We start from the raw sequence: 16,986 nt of genomic DNA, 5'->3' as shown, positions 1-16,986 counted from the left end.
ACGGGAGCCTGATTCAATATAATGATGACGACAGCGGATTACATTGCACTGGTGTTCTTTGCAGCGATCTGGTTCGGCTATGCGCGCCTGCTGCAAAGCTCGAGTTTCTTCGGCCGAACCAGCCTCACCCACGCCATGCGGGAACGCCGGCGCGAGTGGATCTACAATTCGCTGCGCCGCGATTTGAAGATGATCGACACCCAGATCATGGCCGGCCTGCAGAATGGCACCGCATTCTTCGCCTCGACGTCGATTTTCGCCATCGGCAGCTGCTTTGCTCTGCTGGGGGCAACGGAGAAAGTCGACGCCGTCTTCGCTGACCTGCCCTTCGTCTTTCATAGCGGGCATGCTGTCTTTGAAATGAAGGTCGGCGGCCTCGCGGCGCTTTTCGGATACGCCTTTTTCAAATTCGGCTGGTCGTATCGCCTCTTCAACTACTGCACCATCCTCTTCGGCTCAATCCCGATGATGCGCGACAGCGAACACGATGTGATTGCCGCCGAGCGGGCGGCGGAACGCGTCATCCGCATGAACATCATTGCCGCGGGTCATTTCAACGAGGGGCTGCGCGCCATCTTCCTCTCGATCGGTTATCTCGGTTGGTTCATCAATCCCTATGTTTTCATGCTCACGACGACGATCGTGATCGTCGTTCTGACGAGGCGGCAGTTCTTCTCCGAGGCGCGGCTGGCGATCATGGACGCTCAACCGCCATCAAATCTCCACCGTTCTCCTATTCCCCGCGCCAAGCCGTCGAACGATGACAACGACGCATCCGAGGGATTGTGAATGACCGCTCTGGCGACGGAAACACATACGAGCGTTAAGCCGCCTCGCATTGGCTCGCTGGACACCGCGCGCGGTGTCGCCCTGCTGGCGATGGCGACCTATCATTTCACCTGGGATATGGAGTTCATGGGCTACCTCGCCGCAGGTACGGCTGAAACCGGCTGGCTGAAGCTCTATGCCCGCGCCATCGCATCGACCTTCCTGTTCATTGTCGGCGTCAGCCTGGTCCTCGCAAACACGCCGGAGATCCGCTGGCGCCCGTTCTGGAAGCGGTTTGCGATGATCACTGCCGCGGCGCTTGCGATCTCAGTGGTGACGCGCTTTGTTTTCCCCGGCGAATGGATATTCTTCGGCATTCTCCATTGCATCGCGGTCCTCAGCCTCCTGGGCCTTGCCTTCCTGCGTCTGCCCTTGCCTGTCACCATCGCCGCAACCGCTGCTGTTACCGCGGCATGGGTCGTGGATACGTGGGTCGCGCCCAACCTGTTGCGCTCGCAGATCTTCAATCCGCGTTACCTCGCATGGATCGGCCTGGCAGAGATGCCGCAACGGTCGAACGACTATGTCCCGATCTTTCCTTGGGCGGTGCCCTTCCTGCTTGGCATGACGACAGCTCTGCTTGCCATGAGGACGGGGCTTCCCGAGAGGCTTGCAAAGCTTGGCACGGGCTCAAGCCTGCCGGCAAGGGCGGGGCGTCATAGCCTCGCCTTTTACCTCATTCATCAGCCGGTGCTGATTGCAGTTGCCTACGGACTTTCCGTGATCATTCCGCCCGCTAAGCCGGACCCGGTCGAAACCTACCTGAGGCAATGCAATGCCTCCTGCATGATGCAGGAAGGTGAAGCGCTATGCCGCAGCTTCTGCCAGTGCACCCTCGATGCGCTGCAGACACAAAAGCTCTTCACGGAATTCCAGTCTGGCGCCGTCAAGCCGGATGACGGGCGGATCATGGCGTTGGCGAGCGAGTGCAGCGCCAACGCGCAATAGTCAGGTGCCGACGCCGATATCGGCCAGACGACCGAGGCATGCCTCTTCGATATTGTCGAGCTCGGCCAGGGTGTCGTCGATGTCCTTGCGCTTCTGGCGCAGGTCTTCGCGCTTCTCATCGACGCGCTTCATCAGGAGCTTCAGCTGGCCCAACTCGCCAGGCGGCTCCTTGTAGACCTGGATGATCTCGCGGATTTCCGCAATGGTGAAGCCGATACGTCGGCCTCGCAGGATTTCCTGGATTAGGCGGCGGTCTGCCGGACGGAACAACCGCGTGCGTCCACGGCGTTCGGGATGGATCAACCCTTCGTCTTCGTAGAACCTCAATGTACGCGTCGACACTCCAAACTCGCGCGTCAATTCGGTTATGCTATAGTACTTGCTGACCGGCATAGGCTCCCCACCATTAAGGGTGCCAATAATATTGACTTTTACGTAATAGTCAATTTCTGCGCGGAAATTCGAGCCGGCTAAATTCCGAACCACCATGTAGCGATACCGAGAAAGGCAAAAAAGCCCGTACAATCGGTTACGGTCGTGACAAAAACTGACGACGCAATGGCTGGGTCGGCTCCGACCTTATGCAGGAGCAACGGTAGCAGAATTCCGGCAAGGGCTGCCGCAAAAAGATTGATGATCATCGCGGCGCCGATCACGAAGCCCAGCTGATAGTCGTGAAACCAGGTGGCAGCGATGGCCCCCATGATGACGGAGAACAGCGCGCCATTGGCGACGCCGACCCCCGCCTCCCTGCGGATGATGCGCCCGGCGTTGTAGATATCAATGTCGCCGGTCGCCAACGCGCGGACGGTAACCGTCATCGTCTGCGTGCCCGCATTGCCGCCCATGGAGGCCACGATCGGCATCAGCACCGCAAGCGCAATCATCTTCTCGATCGATTCGTCGAACAACCCGATGACGCTTGCAGACAGCAAGGCCGTTCCGAGGTTGATCACGAGCCAGAGAAAGCGAGAGCGGACGGTTGAGAAAACATTGTCCGACAGCTCTTCGTCGCCGACACCGCCCAGACGCTTGATGTCTTCGTCGGCTTCCTCGTGAATGACGTCGACCACGTCGTCGATCGTGAGCACACCGACCAGCCTGTCGTTCTCGTCGACGACGGCGGCGGAGAGAAGGTCGTATTGTTCGAAAAGCTGGGCGGCCTCTTCCTGGTCCATCTCCGCAGGGATCGGATGATTCGTCTCCCGCATGATGGATTCGATCTTGGTTTGCCGCTTTGTCCGCAGGATCTTGTCCAGGTCGACGGCGCCCAATAGCTTGAATGTCGGGTCGATGACAAAGATCTGCGAGAACGAGTATGGCAGGTCTTCCTCGTCGCGCATGTAGTCGATCGTTTGCCCGACCGTCCAGAACGGCGGGACCGCGACGAACTCCGTCTGCATACGACGGCCGGCCGAGCTTTCCGGATAGTCGAGCGCGCGCCGCAGCCTCACACGTTCGGTAAACGGCAGCTGCGCGAGGATTTCTTCGCGATCCTCAGTGTCGAGGTCCTCGAGAATGTAAACGGCATCGTCCGAATCGAGTTCACCAATCGCTGCGGCGATCTGCTCGTTCGGCATCTGGTCGACGATCTCGCGGCGAATCGTTTCATCGACCTCGGTCAGCGCCGTCATGTCGAATTCGTCGCCGAGAAGGCGAACAAGCGCGAGCCGCTGGTCCGGCTGCAGCGATTCGAGAAGGTCGCCTATTTCGGATTCATGCAGGCGGGCGACGTGCTGGCGCAAGAAGATCGTGTCGCGATCGGCAATCGCGGCACCGACCAGCGCCAGGAAATCGCCCCGGACGTTGCCATTTTCATCATAGATGTCGGCATCGCCGCTGTCTGGACGCGGGCGGACGAGCTCTTCTGCGTCGTTCGTCATGGTTGCCGCCCTCGCATCCCGTTTGAAGTTCAATGACTAAGCGCCGAATTATATAGCTTCGTGCTAGCTGAAAGCTTGAAGTCCGTCCAGCCGCAAACGCCTCGCGCGGATGACAATGCGCGTGCGCAGCGATAGTTTCCGCGCATCTCAAAACAGGAACTTTACCAGTGGCTGTCCGACCCTTATTGCGCTTTCCCGACATTGGCCTGAAAACCGTTTGCGAACCCGTCGAAATCTTTGACCAGAGGCTGCGCGACCTCGCGGACGATTTGCTGGATACGATGCGGGCGGCGCCAGGCGTCGGTATCACTGCTGCGCACATCGGCGTCTTTCTGCGGGTGGCCGTCATTGAGCTTGGCCGAAACGAAGGCGTGCGCCACTACGTCAATCCGGAGATTGTGTCAGTGTCAGACGACACGATTCGCCATGTTGAAGGGAGCGTCTCCATGCCCGGTATGACTGATGAGGTCGTCCGGCCAAAGGCAATTCGTGTTCGATACCGTGATCTGACGGGCGTCGTTCACGAGGAGGAAGCGGAGGGCTTCCTCGCCGTCTGCATCCAGCACGAAATTGACCAGCTCGACGGCATCTTTTGGATACAGCGCCTTTCCAGGCTCAAGCGCGAGCGGCTGGTCAAACGGTGGGAGAAGTTACGAAAGTAGCCCCGGCTGAGTGCAAATTAATCTTCTTCTGGTTGTGTAAACACGGTAGCGCGCGCTTTCCGAATGAGAGAGAATGTTCCATCACGAAACGGTCAATTTCGGTCGCGGATCTGTGATTTCATTTGATAAAACGGCACCGTTCGCGTGATATTTTGCCCGCATTCTTGCCGCAATTTGAGCGCGAACTAACTCCTGCCGAGGGTTTGGTGTCGTTGTCAATGCAACGATGAATTGAGGAGTTATCCCATGCGTTTCAGATTTGCGGCCGCCGCTTCCGTTCTTGCCCTCAGCCTCGGCCTAGGAAGTGCAGCCTTTGCCCAACAGTACTCGAACGACTACAGCAACGACAGCGACGGGTTTGCGCCCGTCCAGATGACGGCGAAAAAGCCAATTCACTACGCCAATCGCAAGGCACCGGAATATTCCAACGACTACACGAATGACAGCGACGGATTTGCACCAGCCCGGATGTCGGCTCCCGTCGACAGGATGACAACGGGAAGCGTCCGGCGCCTGCCCGACTGCGACTACATGAGGACGAACTCCGGGGTGCATACGGCTGGCGGCGATAGCGGAGCGTCACATACCGATGCCTGCCGCGACATCGGCGACAAATAGCAATCGATTGCCGAGGGCCGGTCATCCGGCCCTTTCTTCATTGCGTCACCCCTCGGTGACTGTTTCACCAAAAACCGATTCGAATGCCTGTCGAAGCCGGATGTCGACATCAGTCATCATGACCGGTAGGCCGAGGTCGACCAGACTCGTGACGCCATGGGCGGAAATCCCGCATGGAACGATTCCGCTGAAGTGATCGAGATCGGGTTCGACGTTCAGCGACATTCCATGAAAGGTCACCCATTTCCGCAGCCGGATCCCCAGTGCCGCAATCTTGTCTTCTGCCATCGTGCCGTCGGGTAGAGCCGCCTTGTCAGGCCTGCGAACCCAGACACCGACGCGGTCCTCGCGCCGTTCGCCGCGGACGTTCATCGAATCAAGCGTGCGAATGACCACTTCCTCGAGCGCGGCAACAAAGGCACGCACGTCCTGACGCCTACGCTTCAGGTCCAGCATCACGTAAGCAACACGCTGGCCCGGCCCGTGATAGGTATATTCGCCGCCGCGTCCTGTTGCGAAGACAGGGAACCGGTCGGGCTGGACCAGGTCTTTGGCATCTGCGCTCGTTCCCGCCGTGTAGAGAGGCGGGTGCTCCACGAGCCAGACGAGCTCGTCGCCGCCGTCTGCGATCGCCGCGACCTCGCGCTCCATGTTTTCCACAGCCTCCTCATAGGGCACGAGGCCGTCGGCGATCCGCCATCGGACCGGCCGCGAGCCTTCTCGGGGCATCATGGAGAATTCAAGATCTGTGCGTAGCATGGCCATTCCTTGTGCTGCGGCTGCGGAGGCAGCGCTGCGAAGGCCTATATGGTCCCGTTTCGAGGACGATTCAAATGCTGTGATTTCTTTTGAAAAAATCTGTCATATCGCCCTTGTGTACCGGAAATGCTTTTGCTACATGCTGCCCCGCCGGCACAAATCGGCACCTACCACGATGCGGTCGTGGCGGAATTGGTAGACGCGCAGCGTTGAGGTCGCTGTGGGGCAACCCGTGGAAGTTCGAGTCTTCTCGACCGCACCATTCAATCCAATGGGATTGATAGCATTGAACCTGATGAGGCGCGTTTGCGGCCCAGTGTTTAAAACTCCTCACAATCTTTGCATAGATTTGCGACGATGCTCCCGGCAGGCCATGAGGCTCTGTTTCCAACGGAGTCAGTCTATATCGGCTGTTGCCCCTGCTGTGGCAAGCTCGGCTCCCATCTTTGCAGCGACTGCCGGTTCTGGCATTCCCCTACTTGATTCGGGCGAGCAGCCGCCCTGCTGACGACATGTCCTCGGCGATTCGCGGGATCATCAAAAGATCGCGCAAAAGAGCGCACTCATGGCGCGATACGATCGTCACGGCCGAACGCACCAGACCCTCAAGATATACTTGTGTTGGGGATGCGAGCGCCTACCTATCGGCGTAATCTAAGTCCGGAAAAAGCGCGTGCTTTCAAACAGGGTTGCCAAAAGGCTCTTTGCCTTCGCGCTGTCCGCATAACCTTACGGGAGTTGTATCCTCAGGCTCATGATACGACCTAATCGAGAGCGTGAGAAGCTATGTCATCCACAACACAAATGACCTCTGACCGAAACAACGATCCTGTTCAGCTGGACCTGGATAGAATCAGAGATTCAGCCTGCTCGCATTTAGGATCGATTGACGTCCTCGTTGACCAGCTGCGGGTAGATAGCCAACGCGTTTGCCGCCGGGCGAGCGCCGTGAATGGTGCTTCGGCTCTCGTGGTCGCACCAAACCCCGACGGGCCGCCATTTAGGGAGCACCAGTTCTCGAGCGGATCACCCCGCGCCGCAGACCGGTTGAGCGGGCGCACTACGTCACGCCGGATTGGGGGCGCCACGTTCTCATTCATCCTTCGACAAAACGACATAGGCAGCCGCAAGGAAGACTGCCCCGGCGAACAATGACCAGGTTTGTGCTGATGAGAAAACGATGAATATGCATCCGACGCTAATTGCGATCATAGATGATGACGAAGCAGTGAGGGAATCGCTGCTCGATCTGCTGGAGGTGTCTGGCTATTCCGTGGTGACATTCGCGTCGGCCGCCGAGTTCCTCGCATTCCCTCGAATCCCGGATACGAAGTGTCTTGTCCTCGATATTTCGATGCCTGGCATGAGTGGGATCGACCTCAGCAATGAGCTACGACGGCGGAACATCACCATACCTGTTGTGTTCATGACCGGTCACGCTCAGGATGCGCTTATCAAAGAAGCAAAACGCACCGGTCTCTGTCTTTTCAAACCATTTGCTGGTGGCGAACTCCGCTCAGCCATCGAAGCCGCGGTCACGGTCTGACCGATCGGAACCCATTGGGAAGGCTATTATGCCCGGGCCGCCTCGGCTTTCACCGGTAGCGAGAAGACGAATTTTGCGCCATTCGGATCATTTTTCTCGACCCAGATTCTCCCGCCATGGGATTCGAGAATCGACCTGCAGATCGCCAGCCCCATGCCCATCCCCTGCCCCTTTGTCGTAAAAAACGGCTCGAAAATGCGGTCAGGATTGTCGATGCCCGGACCATTGTCGGCGATCTCCGTGTGAACCCAGTCTTCATCACGGCGCACGCGCAGCTGCAGGAGGCGGCGATCTGGAGCCGCATCCATCGCTTCCATCGCATTCCGGATAAGATTGACGAGGACCTGCTGGATTTGAATGTGATCGAAGAACAGCGGCGGAAGATCGCTGTCGATACGCGAGTTTATCCGGACGCCTCGTCTCAGTGCCTCTTCTGCCATCAAGTCGCGCGCTTCGGTAACCACGTTACCAAATGCGTTGACACGACGTGAGTCGTCGGAATGCTTGAAAAGCGCCCGAATGCGGTTCACGACGTCCGTCGCGGTATTCGCACTTCTCACAACACGATCCAGCGCCTTCTGGGCTCGCTCCATATTCGGCGGTTCTGCGTTCAGCCACCGCTGGCACGCGTCGGAACTGGAGATCATCGCCGCGAGCGGTTGACCTATCTCGTGCGCGATCGATGCGGTGAGCTCAGCCAGGCTCGCCGCCTGGCTGGCCCTGGCAAGGTTCCTCTGGGCTAGTCGCAGTTCCTCCTGCGCACGAAGCCAATCGTCGATGTCGAGGCACACGCCGTTCCATTGAACGATTTCACCTTCCGCATTGTACATCGCCAGTGCCCGGGTCTCCATCCAGCGATATTCTCCGTCGAACCGCCGCATTCGGTGCCTCATCGCGTACGGCTTTCCTGTCGGCAGCGACTGGCTGTATTTTCTCTTAACGGCGGGGAGGTCCTCGGGATGGATGATCGCTTCCAAGGTGGCGTGGAGGCTCTTACCGGTTTCTGCATCTTCCTCAATCCTGAAGCCCAGATATTCGCTCAGCTTCTGGCTGCGATAGATCGGCCTGCCATCAGGGGCCAGGCAGTAGATGAGTGCCGGCAGTGTCTCCACCAGCTGATGAAGAGAGTGCTCGCTCTCCCGCAGCGACTGTTGAATCCGCATCTCCTCATCGACATCAACTGAAAGGCCATACCATTCAACAATAGTGCCGTTAGTACCGCGCAGGGGCTCGAACCTGTCGGCCGTCCAACGAAAAGTTCCGTCTTTCCGTCGTCGGCGATATCTCATTGAGAATGCGTCGCCCTTCTGAATGCATTGGAGAGCCTGACCTCGAACCTGCGCGACGTCGTCCGGATGGATCAAGTCCAGCGCGGCCTTCGCGAACTCCGAAAAGCTCGCCTTCGACAATCCGGCTTCTTCGAGAAAGCGCTTGCTTACGTAGGAAAGCTCTCCCGCGGCTGTCCAACTGCAGATGTGGACCGGCAAGGCATCGATCAAGCGTTGCAGGTGCCATTCGCTTCGCCTGAGCGCCTCCTCAGTGGTGACCTGATCGTTGACATCGTGACAGAGGCCGTACCATTGGACGATGCGGCCATCGTGGTCTCGCACCGATTCCGCACGGCTGGACATCCACCTGTAAACGCCGTCATGGCGACGCAGGCGATATCTCATGAAGAAGCTCTCGCCCGTTACCAGGCTCTGATTGAGCGCGCCACCGAACTCTTCCGCATCTTCCGGATGAATTGCCATCTCGATCATGGCGTCCAGTCGGCTGAGGCCAGGTATCTGGATATCGCTGACGTCCCGGCCGAGATAGTCGATCATTCTCTTGTTGAAGAAGCTCGGTTCTCCCTCGGGCGTCAGCCGCCAAAGATGGCTCGGTACGGAATCCACCAACAGCGAGAGTTCGAGCTCCCGGTCATGCAAGGCGTCGACAGTTTTTCGGTCGCTATCGATATCTAGCGAGGTCCCGTACCAGCCGACGATGTCGCCAGAGTCGTCCAGGATGGATCGACCGGAGCTTCGTACCCAACCAAAGCCGGTCCTGCGTCTGATGCGAAATTCACTGTCGAACGGATACCCTGACCGAAGGCAATGCCGCCACTCCCCGGCAACACGTTCGTAGTCGTCGGGGTGAACCAGTTGCTTCCAGGCCCCCTCTCCCTCACTCCACCACGCATTCAGGTCTTCCGGGGTCTTCGCGAGCGCGAGCTGCAGATCATGGGACAGATAGGTCCACCTCCCGCTGGCATCCATAGCCCAGCCATTGCCTGACAGTTTCTCGACGGTCTTGGCGGCTCCCATGGGCGAATTAACAGCTGTAGCAAGGCCCGGCGCCATGGTTTGCTCTCCCCTGAGCGGCACTGTAGTTGCTCGCACTGCTTTTTACGCCCGCTTTAGGGTTCAGTCCAACCGAGTGGCGTTCCGATCACGAGTGTTTGAAGAGGTCGCGCGCACCCGCCCAACGTGTGAGTTACGCCGGCAAGCGGGACATCTCATGCCACCGCAGCAAACGGGAACCTTCAAGTCTTTTTGGAATTTACGGACTACCACGAACGAGGCTGTCGTGATCCGTAGGCTGAAATCCGGCGAGTATCGGCTCTATTCACGCAAGGTCGATCCAAAGACCCACAAGCGCAAAAATCTCGGCACGTTCAAATCACGCGAAGCGGCTGAGAAGCACGAGCGCGAGGTGCAATATTTCAAGCATCATGTTTGAGGTGAAGCGTCCGCGATCAGATGCACGCAGACACGACGCACGCGAAATGGGTGCGTTACGCACAGCATTTGTCGTGAGCGGATGAACGCTTTTTGATGTCGCCAGAGGGGAGTATTTTTACCTGCAGACTGTCAGAATCTGGTGATTGGAGGGGATGGTGCCCGTAGACCGCAGTAGCAAATTCTTGCTCGTTTTGGCGGTCGCAACGTGTCAGATGATCTTTGCACCAAGAACTGATGCTGCAGACGATACCGTTCAAATCGACAGCGGAATGCTGCGAGGTGAGACGATAGGCACGGTCATTAGCTTCAAAGGTATACCCTACGCCGCTCCGCCTGTTGGTAATCTGCGATGGCGCAATCCAACGCCGGTGTCGAAATGGAATGGCGTCAGGGAAGCGCGGAGCTTCGGTCCTTCATGCGTGCAGGCCGATGATTTGCCAAAGTCCGAAGACTGTTTGACTCTCAACATCTGGACACCAGTCAAACGTTCCAGGACACCGCTTCCGGTTATGGTTTGGATACACGGCGGCGCTCTTGTACACGGGAATACCCTTCAGTATCCCGGCGACCAGCTCGCCGCGCAGAGAGTTGTGTTCGTCAGCATGAACTACCGCCTAGGACGGTTGGGTTTCTTCGCTCATCCTGGGCTCACAGAGGAATCTCCTGATGAACCGGTCGGTAACTATGGTTACATGGACCAGCTTGCAGCATTGAAATGGGTGCAACAGAACATCAAGGCCTTCGGCGGCGATCCGAAGAGGGTGACCATATTCGGAGAGTCAGCAGGCGGCGGCTCGGTGATGGCTCACATGGTGTCGCCTTTGTCGCGAGGGCTCTTCCAGGCAGCCATTTTGCAGTCGCCGGGCGCTCCCACGGCGCGTGCCCAAAGCTTGCCGCTGTCATCGCTGAAGCAAGGGGAGAAAGCCGCGTTGGACTTTGCCGACTCTCTCGGAATCACTGGCACCGATTCCGGCGCTCTCGCAGCGCTCCGGGCGCTACCTGCTGAAAAGCTGACCGAGGGTGCATCGGCACCAGAGGCGCTGGCGGGAATGTCGACAAGCAAGCCGGTCATCGGCATTTCAGGACCTATCCTTGATGGACAGTTTTTGCTCGAAACGCCCGAGGCGGCCTTCGCAGCAGGACGTCAAGCCCCAGTGCCCGTCATTGTCGGAGCGAATAGTCGTGATCTTGGTATCGGCCAGGCCGCGACGAAAGACGACCTGTTCCAGATATTCGGGAAGGCTGCGGCAGAGGCTCGCGCGCTTTATGATCCCGGGAACCGAGAGACGCTCGAAGAGCTCAGACAGCAGCTTTTCGCAGACAAGACGATTGTCGAGCCGTCTCGCCATCTCGCTGACGAGATGATCCGAGCAGGTCAGCCGACCTGGTGGTATCGCTTCTCCTATGTCGCCGAGGCGCTGCGCGATGATCCGAAATGGAAAGGCACTCCGCACGGCTTTGAGACTCCGTATATGTTCGACATCCCAGCCGCATTGGTGAAAGACAAGGTTACGCCTGCCGACTGGGCCATGGCCGCACTTGCGAGTGGCTATTGGGTCGATTTTGCAAGAAAGGGCGATCCCAATGGTGGCTCACGGCCATATTGGCCCATCTACGACCCCAATACCGATAAACTCATCAACTTCACCAACGACGGCGCGATCGTAGGGCCCGATCCGCTGAAGCCCAGGCTCGACCTCTGGCAAAGATATTGGAACGAGCAGAACTGAGGCTGCGGCGCCTAAATGCACGAAACGCCTACTCAAAATGCTATTCTGGGAGGCCGGCGCAGCGCAGTCCGTCAAGGAAACGTTGCCGATCGGCGTCGTATTTGTAGGCCAGCCTCTTGCCCCGTTCCGCGACAGAAAAGTCCGGCTTCGCTTCGAGTGCCATCGCAACATGCTTGGAAAAGCGAAGTCGAGCTTGTTCTTGGCCTGCTCGTGCACATTGGCGGCAATGCAAATTCCTCCCGGCTCCGCCAGCCCCTGCAGGCGATCGGCAATATTGACCCCGTCCCCCTGAATGTCATCGCCTTCGACAATCACATCCCCAAGGTTGATGGCCATGCGAAATTCAAGTCGACGATCGGGTTGCCTGTCCGCATTGCGTTCAACCTCAATGTGCTGCATGTCTGCGGCGCAGCGAACGGCATCGACGACACTATGGAATTCCACCAACAGACCGTCGCCCATGAGCTTGACCAGGCGACCGTGATGGGCACTGATCGTTGGCTCGAAGACCTCATGCAGGTCTATAACAGAAGGTTCAGGCCTGTTGCTATTTCCGGTTCCTCCCGTTTCCAAGCGGATAGCCGACCAGCAAGGCCACGGTGCAGAAAGCGTTCGGATCTTCGTCATGCAACGTTCGCTTACTTGCCTGCGAAAATTGCGATCGCTAATATGCCATGAGCAAATGAGCTGTCCGGGGGACGTTCATGGCCAATGCTCCTCATATGCAGACAGGCGAACCTCTGGTTCAGCAGACCGTCCACGTGGTGGAAGACGACGAGCAATTTCGCATTTCACTTATAGATCAGCTCGAGTCGCTTGGAATTCACGCCTTGGGCTTCGATGCGGCCCTCGATTTCTTCAGCCACGCTTCGCAGGATGCAGGCGGCTGCATTCTGCTCGACGTGCGGCTACCCGATCTGAATGGCATCGAATTCCAGAAGGAACTGAAGACGCGTGGATACGACCTTCCCGTGGTCTTCATGACGGCACACGGGGACGTGACAACGAGCGTCAGTGCCATGAAGGCGGGCGCTGTGGACTTTCTGCCAAAACCGTTGCAGCGACATGAGGTTGTCGAGGCGATTACAACCGCCTTCACGATCGATCGGGAGCGGCAGACCCAGCGAGCGTATCGCAAAGAAATACTGGAGCGAGCTGCCACCCTCACCCCACGCGAAGTCCAGATCATCGGACTCGTCGTGGGCGGGTCGATGAACAAGCAGATCGCCTTTGAACTCGGCATCAGCGAAATCATGGTGAAGCTCCATCGTGGGCGTGCCATGAAAAAGATGCGGGCGGCGTCCCTGGCGGAGTTGGTTCGGCAGTTCGAATATCTCAGCCACTAGTATTCTGCGCTGGAGGCTGGCGGGTGTTCCGGCGTTGTCGCTTCGTACCCGCCGGATCAACGGATCTGGAGCTTCTCGACTTTGCGAACAAGGTCGGCAAGAGAGCGAGCCTGCATCTTTCGCATCACGCTCATCCGATGGAGCTTCACAGTCATCTCGCTGATCCCGAGTTCAAAGGCGATCTGTTTGTTCATAAGCCCACTGACAACGGCCAGCATGACCTCATGCTCTCGCGGGGTCAGCGTGTCGACCAGTGACCGGACATGAGCTTGTTCGGCTTCAATCTTTCGTCTTTCGCCATCCAGTTGAATTGCGAGATCCACGGCATCGAGTAGATCCCGGTTGACGAATGGCTTCATGATGAAATCGGTGGCTCCCGCCTTCATGGCTCTGACGCTCGCCCGAACGTCCGCGTGGCCGGTCAGAAATATCACGGGCATCCTGCTTCCCATGGTGATGAGTTCGCTTTGGACATCCAAGCCGCTGCCTTCGGGCATTCGAAGGTCGACCACGACACAGCCGGGCGCGGTCGTGTCAACAGTCTTAAGGAAATCAGGACCGCTGGAGTAGGCAGAGGCGCGCCTGTTCGTGATCATGAAGAGATCGAGCAAAGACTCCCGGATCTCCTTGTCGTCGTCGATGACGTGAACGATAGGTTCGGCGGATAAACCCGCCTTCGTTGTCAGGCTTTCCATGATCTCACCTCGACTAAAAGGCGAACGCTCACCAATCGCACTCCCGATGTTGAAGGGCCGGTTCCCGCTCGCCCCTCTCGTGATGGGTTCGCCGCTCGCGGAATTGTGCTCACCGCCAACTTATCACGGGTTAGAGATCCTGGGATGGTAAACCTTGGTTTACGTCCCGGGGGGGGCGACCTAGGGAGCCGCAACGACCGGCGACAGTGCCGGCCCGATCACCCCAAACCTTGGTTTGCATTGACCTTCTTCGACCAACAACCGAATCTAACAGCACCCCAAAAATCGAGACGGATCGAATGAGACAGCAAACTACGAGGGGCATGAGATGAAGATCGCGGTTATCGGCGCAAGCGGCATGATGGGATGCAAGATCGCTCGCATCCTTGAACGCGATGGATTCGACATCACAAGAGCCTCTACGAGCACAGGCGTCAACGCCTACACGGGTGAAGGCGTGGAACGTGCACTGTCCGGAGCAGATGTCGTCATTGACGTGACGAATACCGGATCATTCGGAGAGACCGATACACTCGACTTCTTCAGGAAAACAAGCGGCAACCTTCTGTCCGCCGCGAAAGCTTCCGGAGTGACACACTACCTTGCGCTGTCGGTTGTTGCTGTCGATCGACTGGTGGAGAACGATTATTTTCGCGCAAAGCTGGTGCAGGAAAACCTGATACGAGCCTCCGGGTTGCCATTCACGATTGCACGCTCGACGCAGATGTTCGAGTTCTTCAATGGGATTGTCGATGCAAGCGCCGTGGACGAAACGCTGAGAGTGCCTTCTGTTCGTGTCCAACCGATAGCTGCCGACGAAGCGGCTGGCGCGATTACCAACTTGGCGACCGCGAAGCCGTCGAACTCAATTGTTGAGATCGGCGGCCCCGAAGCTTTTGAACTGGTGGAAATCGCGCAGGAGCTTCTTACCGCCGCGGAAGACCCCCGTCCGGTCGTCCTCGACCCTACTGCCCGCTATTTCGGCGTTGCCCTCTCGAAGGACGGCCTTCTACCCTCTCGCATGATCGCAACAGGGACGCTTTCCTTCCACGAGTGGCTGTTCACGAGCATGTCCGTGCAAGATGTCGCGTGAGAGATTATGGGAAATTCGCGGTCTCGATGGACGCTACCCCTGCCTCGTGCGGAGACGCTCGGCGTAGTTCGCATCCAGATGTCCGACACTGACCGGTAGGAGGTTCTCGTAACCTTCGCGCAACTCGCTTTCGTTGAGCCATCCTTTGCCGCTGGGATCGAGCTTGTTCCAATGCTGCTCAGCGGTTGCAGGATCGAACACACGATTGTCGATCTTCGCAAGGCGTGCCTGTGAATCCATGTACTCGCGCTTAGTGACAGTGCTGTCCTTGTTGCTGTCGGCCCAATCGAGTTGCTGTTTGGTCAGGCGCGCGTAAAAATCATCGATGAGTTGATCGTCCGAACGAACGGCCGGGGCCTTGGGCGCCGACACAACTTGCAGCTTTTCGTCGGAAACAGACGGTGCTTTACGCGACGTTGGCATCATGAGGCTGTAGATCGAACTATCAGAATTTACTCGCACGTTTTTCATTCCTCCATATCGACGTGATGTGGAAGATAAGTTGCAACTTCAGATTGCTCCAAGCTTGCACAGTCGGCTGTAGCAGTCAGTGCGCGCCACCCTCGGAGAGCTGGACGGGCTTCTTCAGCAGGAGCGAGGCAAGCAAGGCCACGACGAGCGCCACCCCCAACAGGAAGAAAGTATCGCTGAAGGCCATGATGTTGGCCTGTTTCCTGATTCTGAGCGCGATCGCGACAACGGCCTTGTGTGTCGCCATTGCTTGGTCGCTGACGCCGTGGCTCATGAAATAGGCCGTCAACTGCGCGACACGATCACGAGTCGCCTCCTCAAAGGCGCTGACCGCATTGGTCAGAATGTTGGAGTGAAATTGCTCCCTCTTCGTCAGGAAAGTCTGCAGGGAAGCAATTCCGACAGCGCCGCCGAGATTGCGCATCATGTTGAACAGCGCAGACGCCGAACCGGCGTTCTGCTCTTCGATACCCGCTGTTGCAATCGCCGAAAGCGGAGTGAAGACGAGCGCCTGTCCGACCGCACGCACGACATTCGGCCAGAAAAGCTGGTCGCTCCCGTAATCAGCGGTCATATAGACATTCATGAAGTTCGAGGCCGCAAAGAGACTGAATCCGACGACGATCAGCAAACGGACGTCGAAGACCTTCATCATCCGCGGTACAAGCGGGATGAGCAGAAGCTGAGGTATGCCCGTCCAGGCAAGAACGACCCCGATCTGCTCCGAATTGTATCCTTGAACCCGTGAGAGATAGATCGGCAAAATGAAGGCCGAACCGTAGAGTGCCATTCCCAGCAGAAAATTGGCAACGACACCGAAACCGAAATTGCGGAGCAGGAGAAGCCGCAGGTTCAGAAGCGGGTGAGCCGACTTTATCTCGATGATGAGAAAAAGCGTAAGCGACACCACGGCAATGACCGATAGCCGAACGATGAAGTCGGACCCGAACCAGTCTTCCTTGTTCCCTTCCTCGAGCACCGTCTGCAAGGCTGCTAATCCAACGGCCATCGTGACGATGCCCGGCCAGTCGCCCTTGGCAAGCAGACCCAAATTCATCGGGGCGGGCTCCAGAGATACGAAGAGCATCGCAATCATGAGCGATCCAGGGACCAGATTGACGTAGAAGATGAACTCCCAACCGTAGTTCTCCGTCAGGTAGCCCCCGATCGTCGGTCCTATGGCGGGAGCAAAGGTTGCCGACAGCGCAAACAGCGCGAGGCCCATCGGTTGCTTGGGTTTCGGCAACAACGTGATGATGATGGTGAATGCCATGGGGATGAGGACGCCGCCGGTAAAGCCCTGGATCGCGCGCAGCACGATCATCTGTTGCAGATTAGCGGTAAAGGCACAGGCAACCGAGAAGACCAGAAACAGGGCGGCGTTGACTAGGAGATAGGTGCGGACAGAAAAGACGCGCGCCAGCCAGCCCGTGAGGGGAATAACGACAATCTCGGCGATCAGATAGGAGGTCGATATCCACCCTCCATCGTCCTTCCCGGCTCCTATGGCTCCCTGGATGTCTGCCAGTGATGCGTTGACAATCTGAATGTTCAGGACGGCCATGAACGCGCCGAGCGTTGAGCCGACCACCGCGCACCACATCCGAAAAGCACTCAGCGCGGGCTCGACCGATTTCGCAAACTGCTGATTGCTGTTGGCAGGGATCAGAAGAGTAGCCATGAG

General features: G+C 57.7%; 16 protein-coding genes, 1 tRNA gene and 1 pseudogene. 10 read left to right on the top strand and 8 right to left on the bottom strand.

Annotated elements, in window-relative coordinates:
* The first annotated feature begins 24 nt into the window (after positions 1–24).
* Positions 25–789 carry a DUF599 domain-containing protein gene (locus IB244_RS24395; protein WP_113470460.1) on the top strand — a complete coding sequence of 255 codons (765 nt, stop codon included), beginning with the start codon at positions 25–27 and terminating at the stop codon, positions 787–789.
* The gene (locus IB244_RS24390; protein ID WP_113470444.1) at positions 790–1,776 is read left to right on the top strand and encodes a heparan-alpha-glucosaminide N-acetyltransferase; all 987 of its coding nucleotides are present in this window, start codon (positions 790–792) and stop codon (positions 1,774–1,776) included.
* Here IB244_RS24390 and IB244_RS24385 read toward each other — a convergent pair whose 3' ends face one another.
* The gene (locus IB244_RS24385; RefSeq protein ID WP_016554043.1) at positions 1,777–2,169 is read right to left on the bottom strand and encodes a MerR family transcriptional regulator; all 393 of its coding nucleotides are present in this window, start codon (positions 2,167–2,169) and stop codon (positions 1,777–1,779) included. It abuts the gene before it with no gap.
* Between the two features lie 77 nt (positions 2,170–2,246).
* Positions 2,247–3,659: a magnesium transporter gene (gene mgtE, locus IB244_RS24380; RefSeq protein ID WP_018854955.1), complete on the bottom strand. Its 1,413-nt coding sequence runs from the start codon at positions 3,657–3,659 to the stop codon at positions 2,247–2,249.
* A gap of 167 nt (positions 3,660–3,826) precedes the next feature.
* Between mgtE and IB244_RS24375 the strand changes: the two genes are divergently transcribed.
* Together IB244_RS24375 and IB244_RS24370 are read left to right on the top strand one after the other, a co-directional pair.
* Positions 3,827–4,321 (top strand): peptide deformylase, encoded by a 495-nt coding sequence (locus IB244_RS24375; protein ID WP_169680292.1) that lies wholly within the window; start codon positions 3,827–3,829, stop codon positions 4,319–4,321.
* Positions 4,322–4,567: 246 nt separating this feature from the next.
* Positions 4,568–4,939, top strand: a complete 372-nt coding sequence (locus IB244_RS24370) for a hypothetical protein (RefSeq protein WP_018854953.1) — start codon at positions 4,568–4,570, stop codon at positions 4,937–4,939.
* A gap of 45 nt (positions 4,940–4,984) precedes the next feature.
* Here the strand turns inward: IB244_RS24370 and lipB are convergent, their stop codons facing one another.
* Positions 4,985–5,704: a lipoyl(octanoyl) transferase LipB gene (gene lipB, locus IB244_RS24365; RefSeq protein WP_192241968.1), complete on the bottom strand. Its 720-nt coding sequence runs from the start codon at positions 5,702–5,704 to the stop codon at positions 4,985–4,987.
* A 171-nt stretch (positions 5,705–5,875) separates the two neighbouring features.
* On the opposite strand from lipB, the gene IB244_RS24360 reads away from it, so the two are divergent.
* A tRNA-Leu gene (locus IB244_RS24360) sits at positions 5,876–5,960 on the top strand.
* A gap of 918 nt (positions 5,961–6,878) precedes the next feature.
* Positions 6,879–7,244, top strand: coding sequence for a response regulator transcription factor (locus tag IB244_RS24355; protein ID WP_113470446.1), 366 nt, complete (start codon positions 6,879–6,881; stop codon positions 7,242–7,244).
* A 26-nt stretch (positions 7,245–7,270) separates the two neighbouring features.
* Here the strand turns inward: IB244_RS24355 and IB244_RS24350 are convergent, their stop codons facing one another.
* Positions 7,271–9,586: a PAS domain-containing sensor histidine kinase gene (locus tag IB244_RS24350; protein WP_113470447.1), complete on the bottom strand. Its 2,316-nt coding sequence runs from the start codon at positions 9,584–9,586 to the stop codon at positions 7,271–7,273.
* Between the two features lie 226 nt (positions 9,587–9,812).
* Here IB244_RS24350 and IB244_RS24345 point away from each other — a divergent pair, with 226 nt between their 5' ends.
* Together IB244_RS24345 and IB244_RS24340 are read left to right on the top strand one after the other, a co-directional pair.
* Positions 9,813–9,965 (top strand): hypothetical protein, encoded by a 153-nt coding sequence (locus tag IB244_RS24345; RefSeq protein WP_112647943.1) that lies wholly within the window; start codon positions 9,813–9,815, stop codon positions 9,963–9,965.
* A gap of 154 nt (positions 9,966–10,119) precedes the next feature.
* On the top strand, positions 10,120–11,697 hold the full coding sequence (locus IB244_RS24340; RefSeq protein WP_210333079.1) for a carboxylesterase/lipase family protein: 1,578 nt from the start codon (positions 10,120–10,122) through the stop codon (positions 11,695–11,697).
* 168 nt (positions 11,698–11,865) lie between these two features.
* Here the strand turns inward: IB244_RS24340 and IB244_RS24335 are convergent.
* A pseudogene (locus IB244_RS24335) lies at positions 11,866–12,219 on the bottom strand (adenylate/guanylate cyclase domain-containing protein); the annotation flags it as partial.
* 182 nt (positions 12,220–12,401) lie between these two features.
* Between IB244_RS24335 and IB244_RS24330 the strand changes: the two are divergent.
* Complete coding sequence (locus IB244_RS24330; protein ID WP_018854945.1) at positions 12,402–13,043, top strand: response regulator transcription factor; 642 nt, start codon at positions 12,402–12,404, stop codon at positions 13,041–13,043.
* Positions 13,044–13,099: 56 nt separating this feature from the next.
* Here IB244_RS24330 and IB244_RS24325 read toward each other — a convergent pair whose 3' ends face one another.
* Positions 13,100–13,738, bottom strand: a complete 639-nt coding sequence (locus IB244_RS24325; RefSeq protein ID WP_018854944.1) for a response regulator transcription factor — start codon at positions 13,736–13,738, stop codon at positions 13,100–13,102.
* Between the two features lie 328 nt (positions 13,739–14,066).
* Between IB244_RS24325 and IB244_RS24320 the strand changes: the two genes are divergently transcribed.
* A complete protein-coding gene (locus IB244_RS24320; RefSeq protein ID WP_029792749.1) occupies positions 14,067–14,831 on the top strand; it encodes an SDR family oxidoreductase in 765 nt (254 codons plus the stop codon).
* Between the two features lie 33 nt (positions 14,832–14,864).
* Here the strand turns inward: IB244_RS24320 and IB244_RS24315 are convergent, their stop codons facing one another.
* Entirely contained in the window at positions 14,865–15,302 is a 438-nt protein-coding gene (locus IB244_RS24315; RefSeq protein ID WP_029792748.1) for a hypothetical protein, read from the bottom strand.
* A gap of 76 nt (positions 15,303–15,378) precedes the next feature.
* Positions 15,379–16,983: an MDR family MFS transporter gene (locus IB244_RS24310; RefSeq protein WP_192241966.1), complete on the bottom strand. Its 1,605-nt coding sequence runs from the start codon at positions 16,981–16,983 to the stop codon at positions 15,379–15,381.
* Positions 16,984–16,986: the final 3 nt, after the last annotated feature.

The sequence above is a fragment of the Rhizobium sp. RHZ02 genome (assembly GCF_014851575.1).
Classification (GTDB): Bacteria; Pseudomonadota; Alphaproteobacteria; order Rhizobiales; family Rhizobiaceae; genus Rhizobium; species Rhizobium altiplani.
Note: the sequence above shows the minus strand (reverse complement) of the source record. Positions and strands in the feature narration are given on the sequence as shown.

Excerpts from the sequence above, each read along its gene's own strand:
- IB244_RS24395 (WP_113470460.1), top strand. The coding sequence starts at position 25 with ATGACGACAGCGGATTACATTGCACTGGTGTTCTTTGCAGCGATCTGG.
- IB244_RS24390 (WP_113470444.1), top strand. The coding sequence starts at position 790 with ATGACCGCTCTGGCGACGGAAACACATACGAGCGTTAAGCCGCCTCGC.
- IB244_RS24385 (WP_016554043.1), bottom strand. The coding sequence starts at position 2,169 with ATGCCGGTCAGCAAGTACTATAGCATAACCGAATTGACGCGCGAGTTT.
- mgtE (WP_018854955.1), bottom strand. The coding sequence starts at position 3,659 with ATGACGAACGACGCAGAAGAGCTCGTCCGCCCGCGTCCAGACAGCGGC.
- IB244_RS24370 (WP_018854953.1), top strand. The coding sequence starts at position 4,568 with ATGCGTTTCAGATTTGCGGCCGCCGCTTCCGTTCTTGCCCTCAGCCTC.
- lipB (WP_192241968.1), bottom strand. The coding sequence starts at position 5,704 with ATGGCCATGCTACGCACAGATCTTGAATTCTCCATGATGCCCCGAGAA.
- IB244_RS24355 (WP_113470446.1), top strand. The coding sequence starts at position 6,879 with ATGAATATGCATCCGACGCTAATTGCGATCATAGATGATGACGAAGCA.
- IB244_RS24350 (WP_113470447.1), bottom strand. The coding sequence starts at position 9,586 with ATGGCGCCGGGCCTTGCTACAGCTGTTAATTCGCCCATGGGAGCCGCC.
- IB244_RS24340 (WP_210333079.1), top strand. The coding sequence starts at position 10,120 with ATGGTGCCCGTAGACCGCAGTAGCAAATTCTTGCTCGTTTTGGCGGTC.
- IB244_RS24330 (WP_018854945.1), top strand. The coding sequence starts at position 12,402 with ATGGCCAATGCTCCTCATATGCAGACAGGCGAACCTCTGGTTCAGCAG.
- IB244_RS24325 (WP_018854944.1), bottom strand. The coding sequence starts at position 13,738 with ATGGAAAGCCTGACAACGAAGGCGGGTTTATCCGCCGAACCTATCGTT.
- IB244_RS24320 (WP_029792749.1), top strand. The coding sequence starts at position 14,067 with ATGAAGATCGCGGTTATCGGCGCAAGCGGCATGATGGGATGCAAGATC.
- IB244_RS24315 (WP_029792748.1), bottom strand. The coding sequence starts at position 15,302 with ATGAAAAACGTGCGAGTAAATTCTGATAGTTCGATCTACAGCCTCATG.
- IB244_RS24310 (WP_192241966.1), bottom strand. The coding sequence starts at position 16,983 with ATGGCTACTCTTCTGATCCCTGCCAACAGCAATCAGCAGTTTGCGAAA.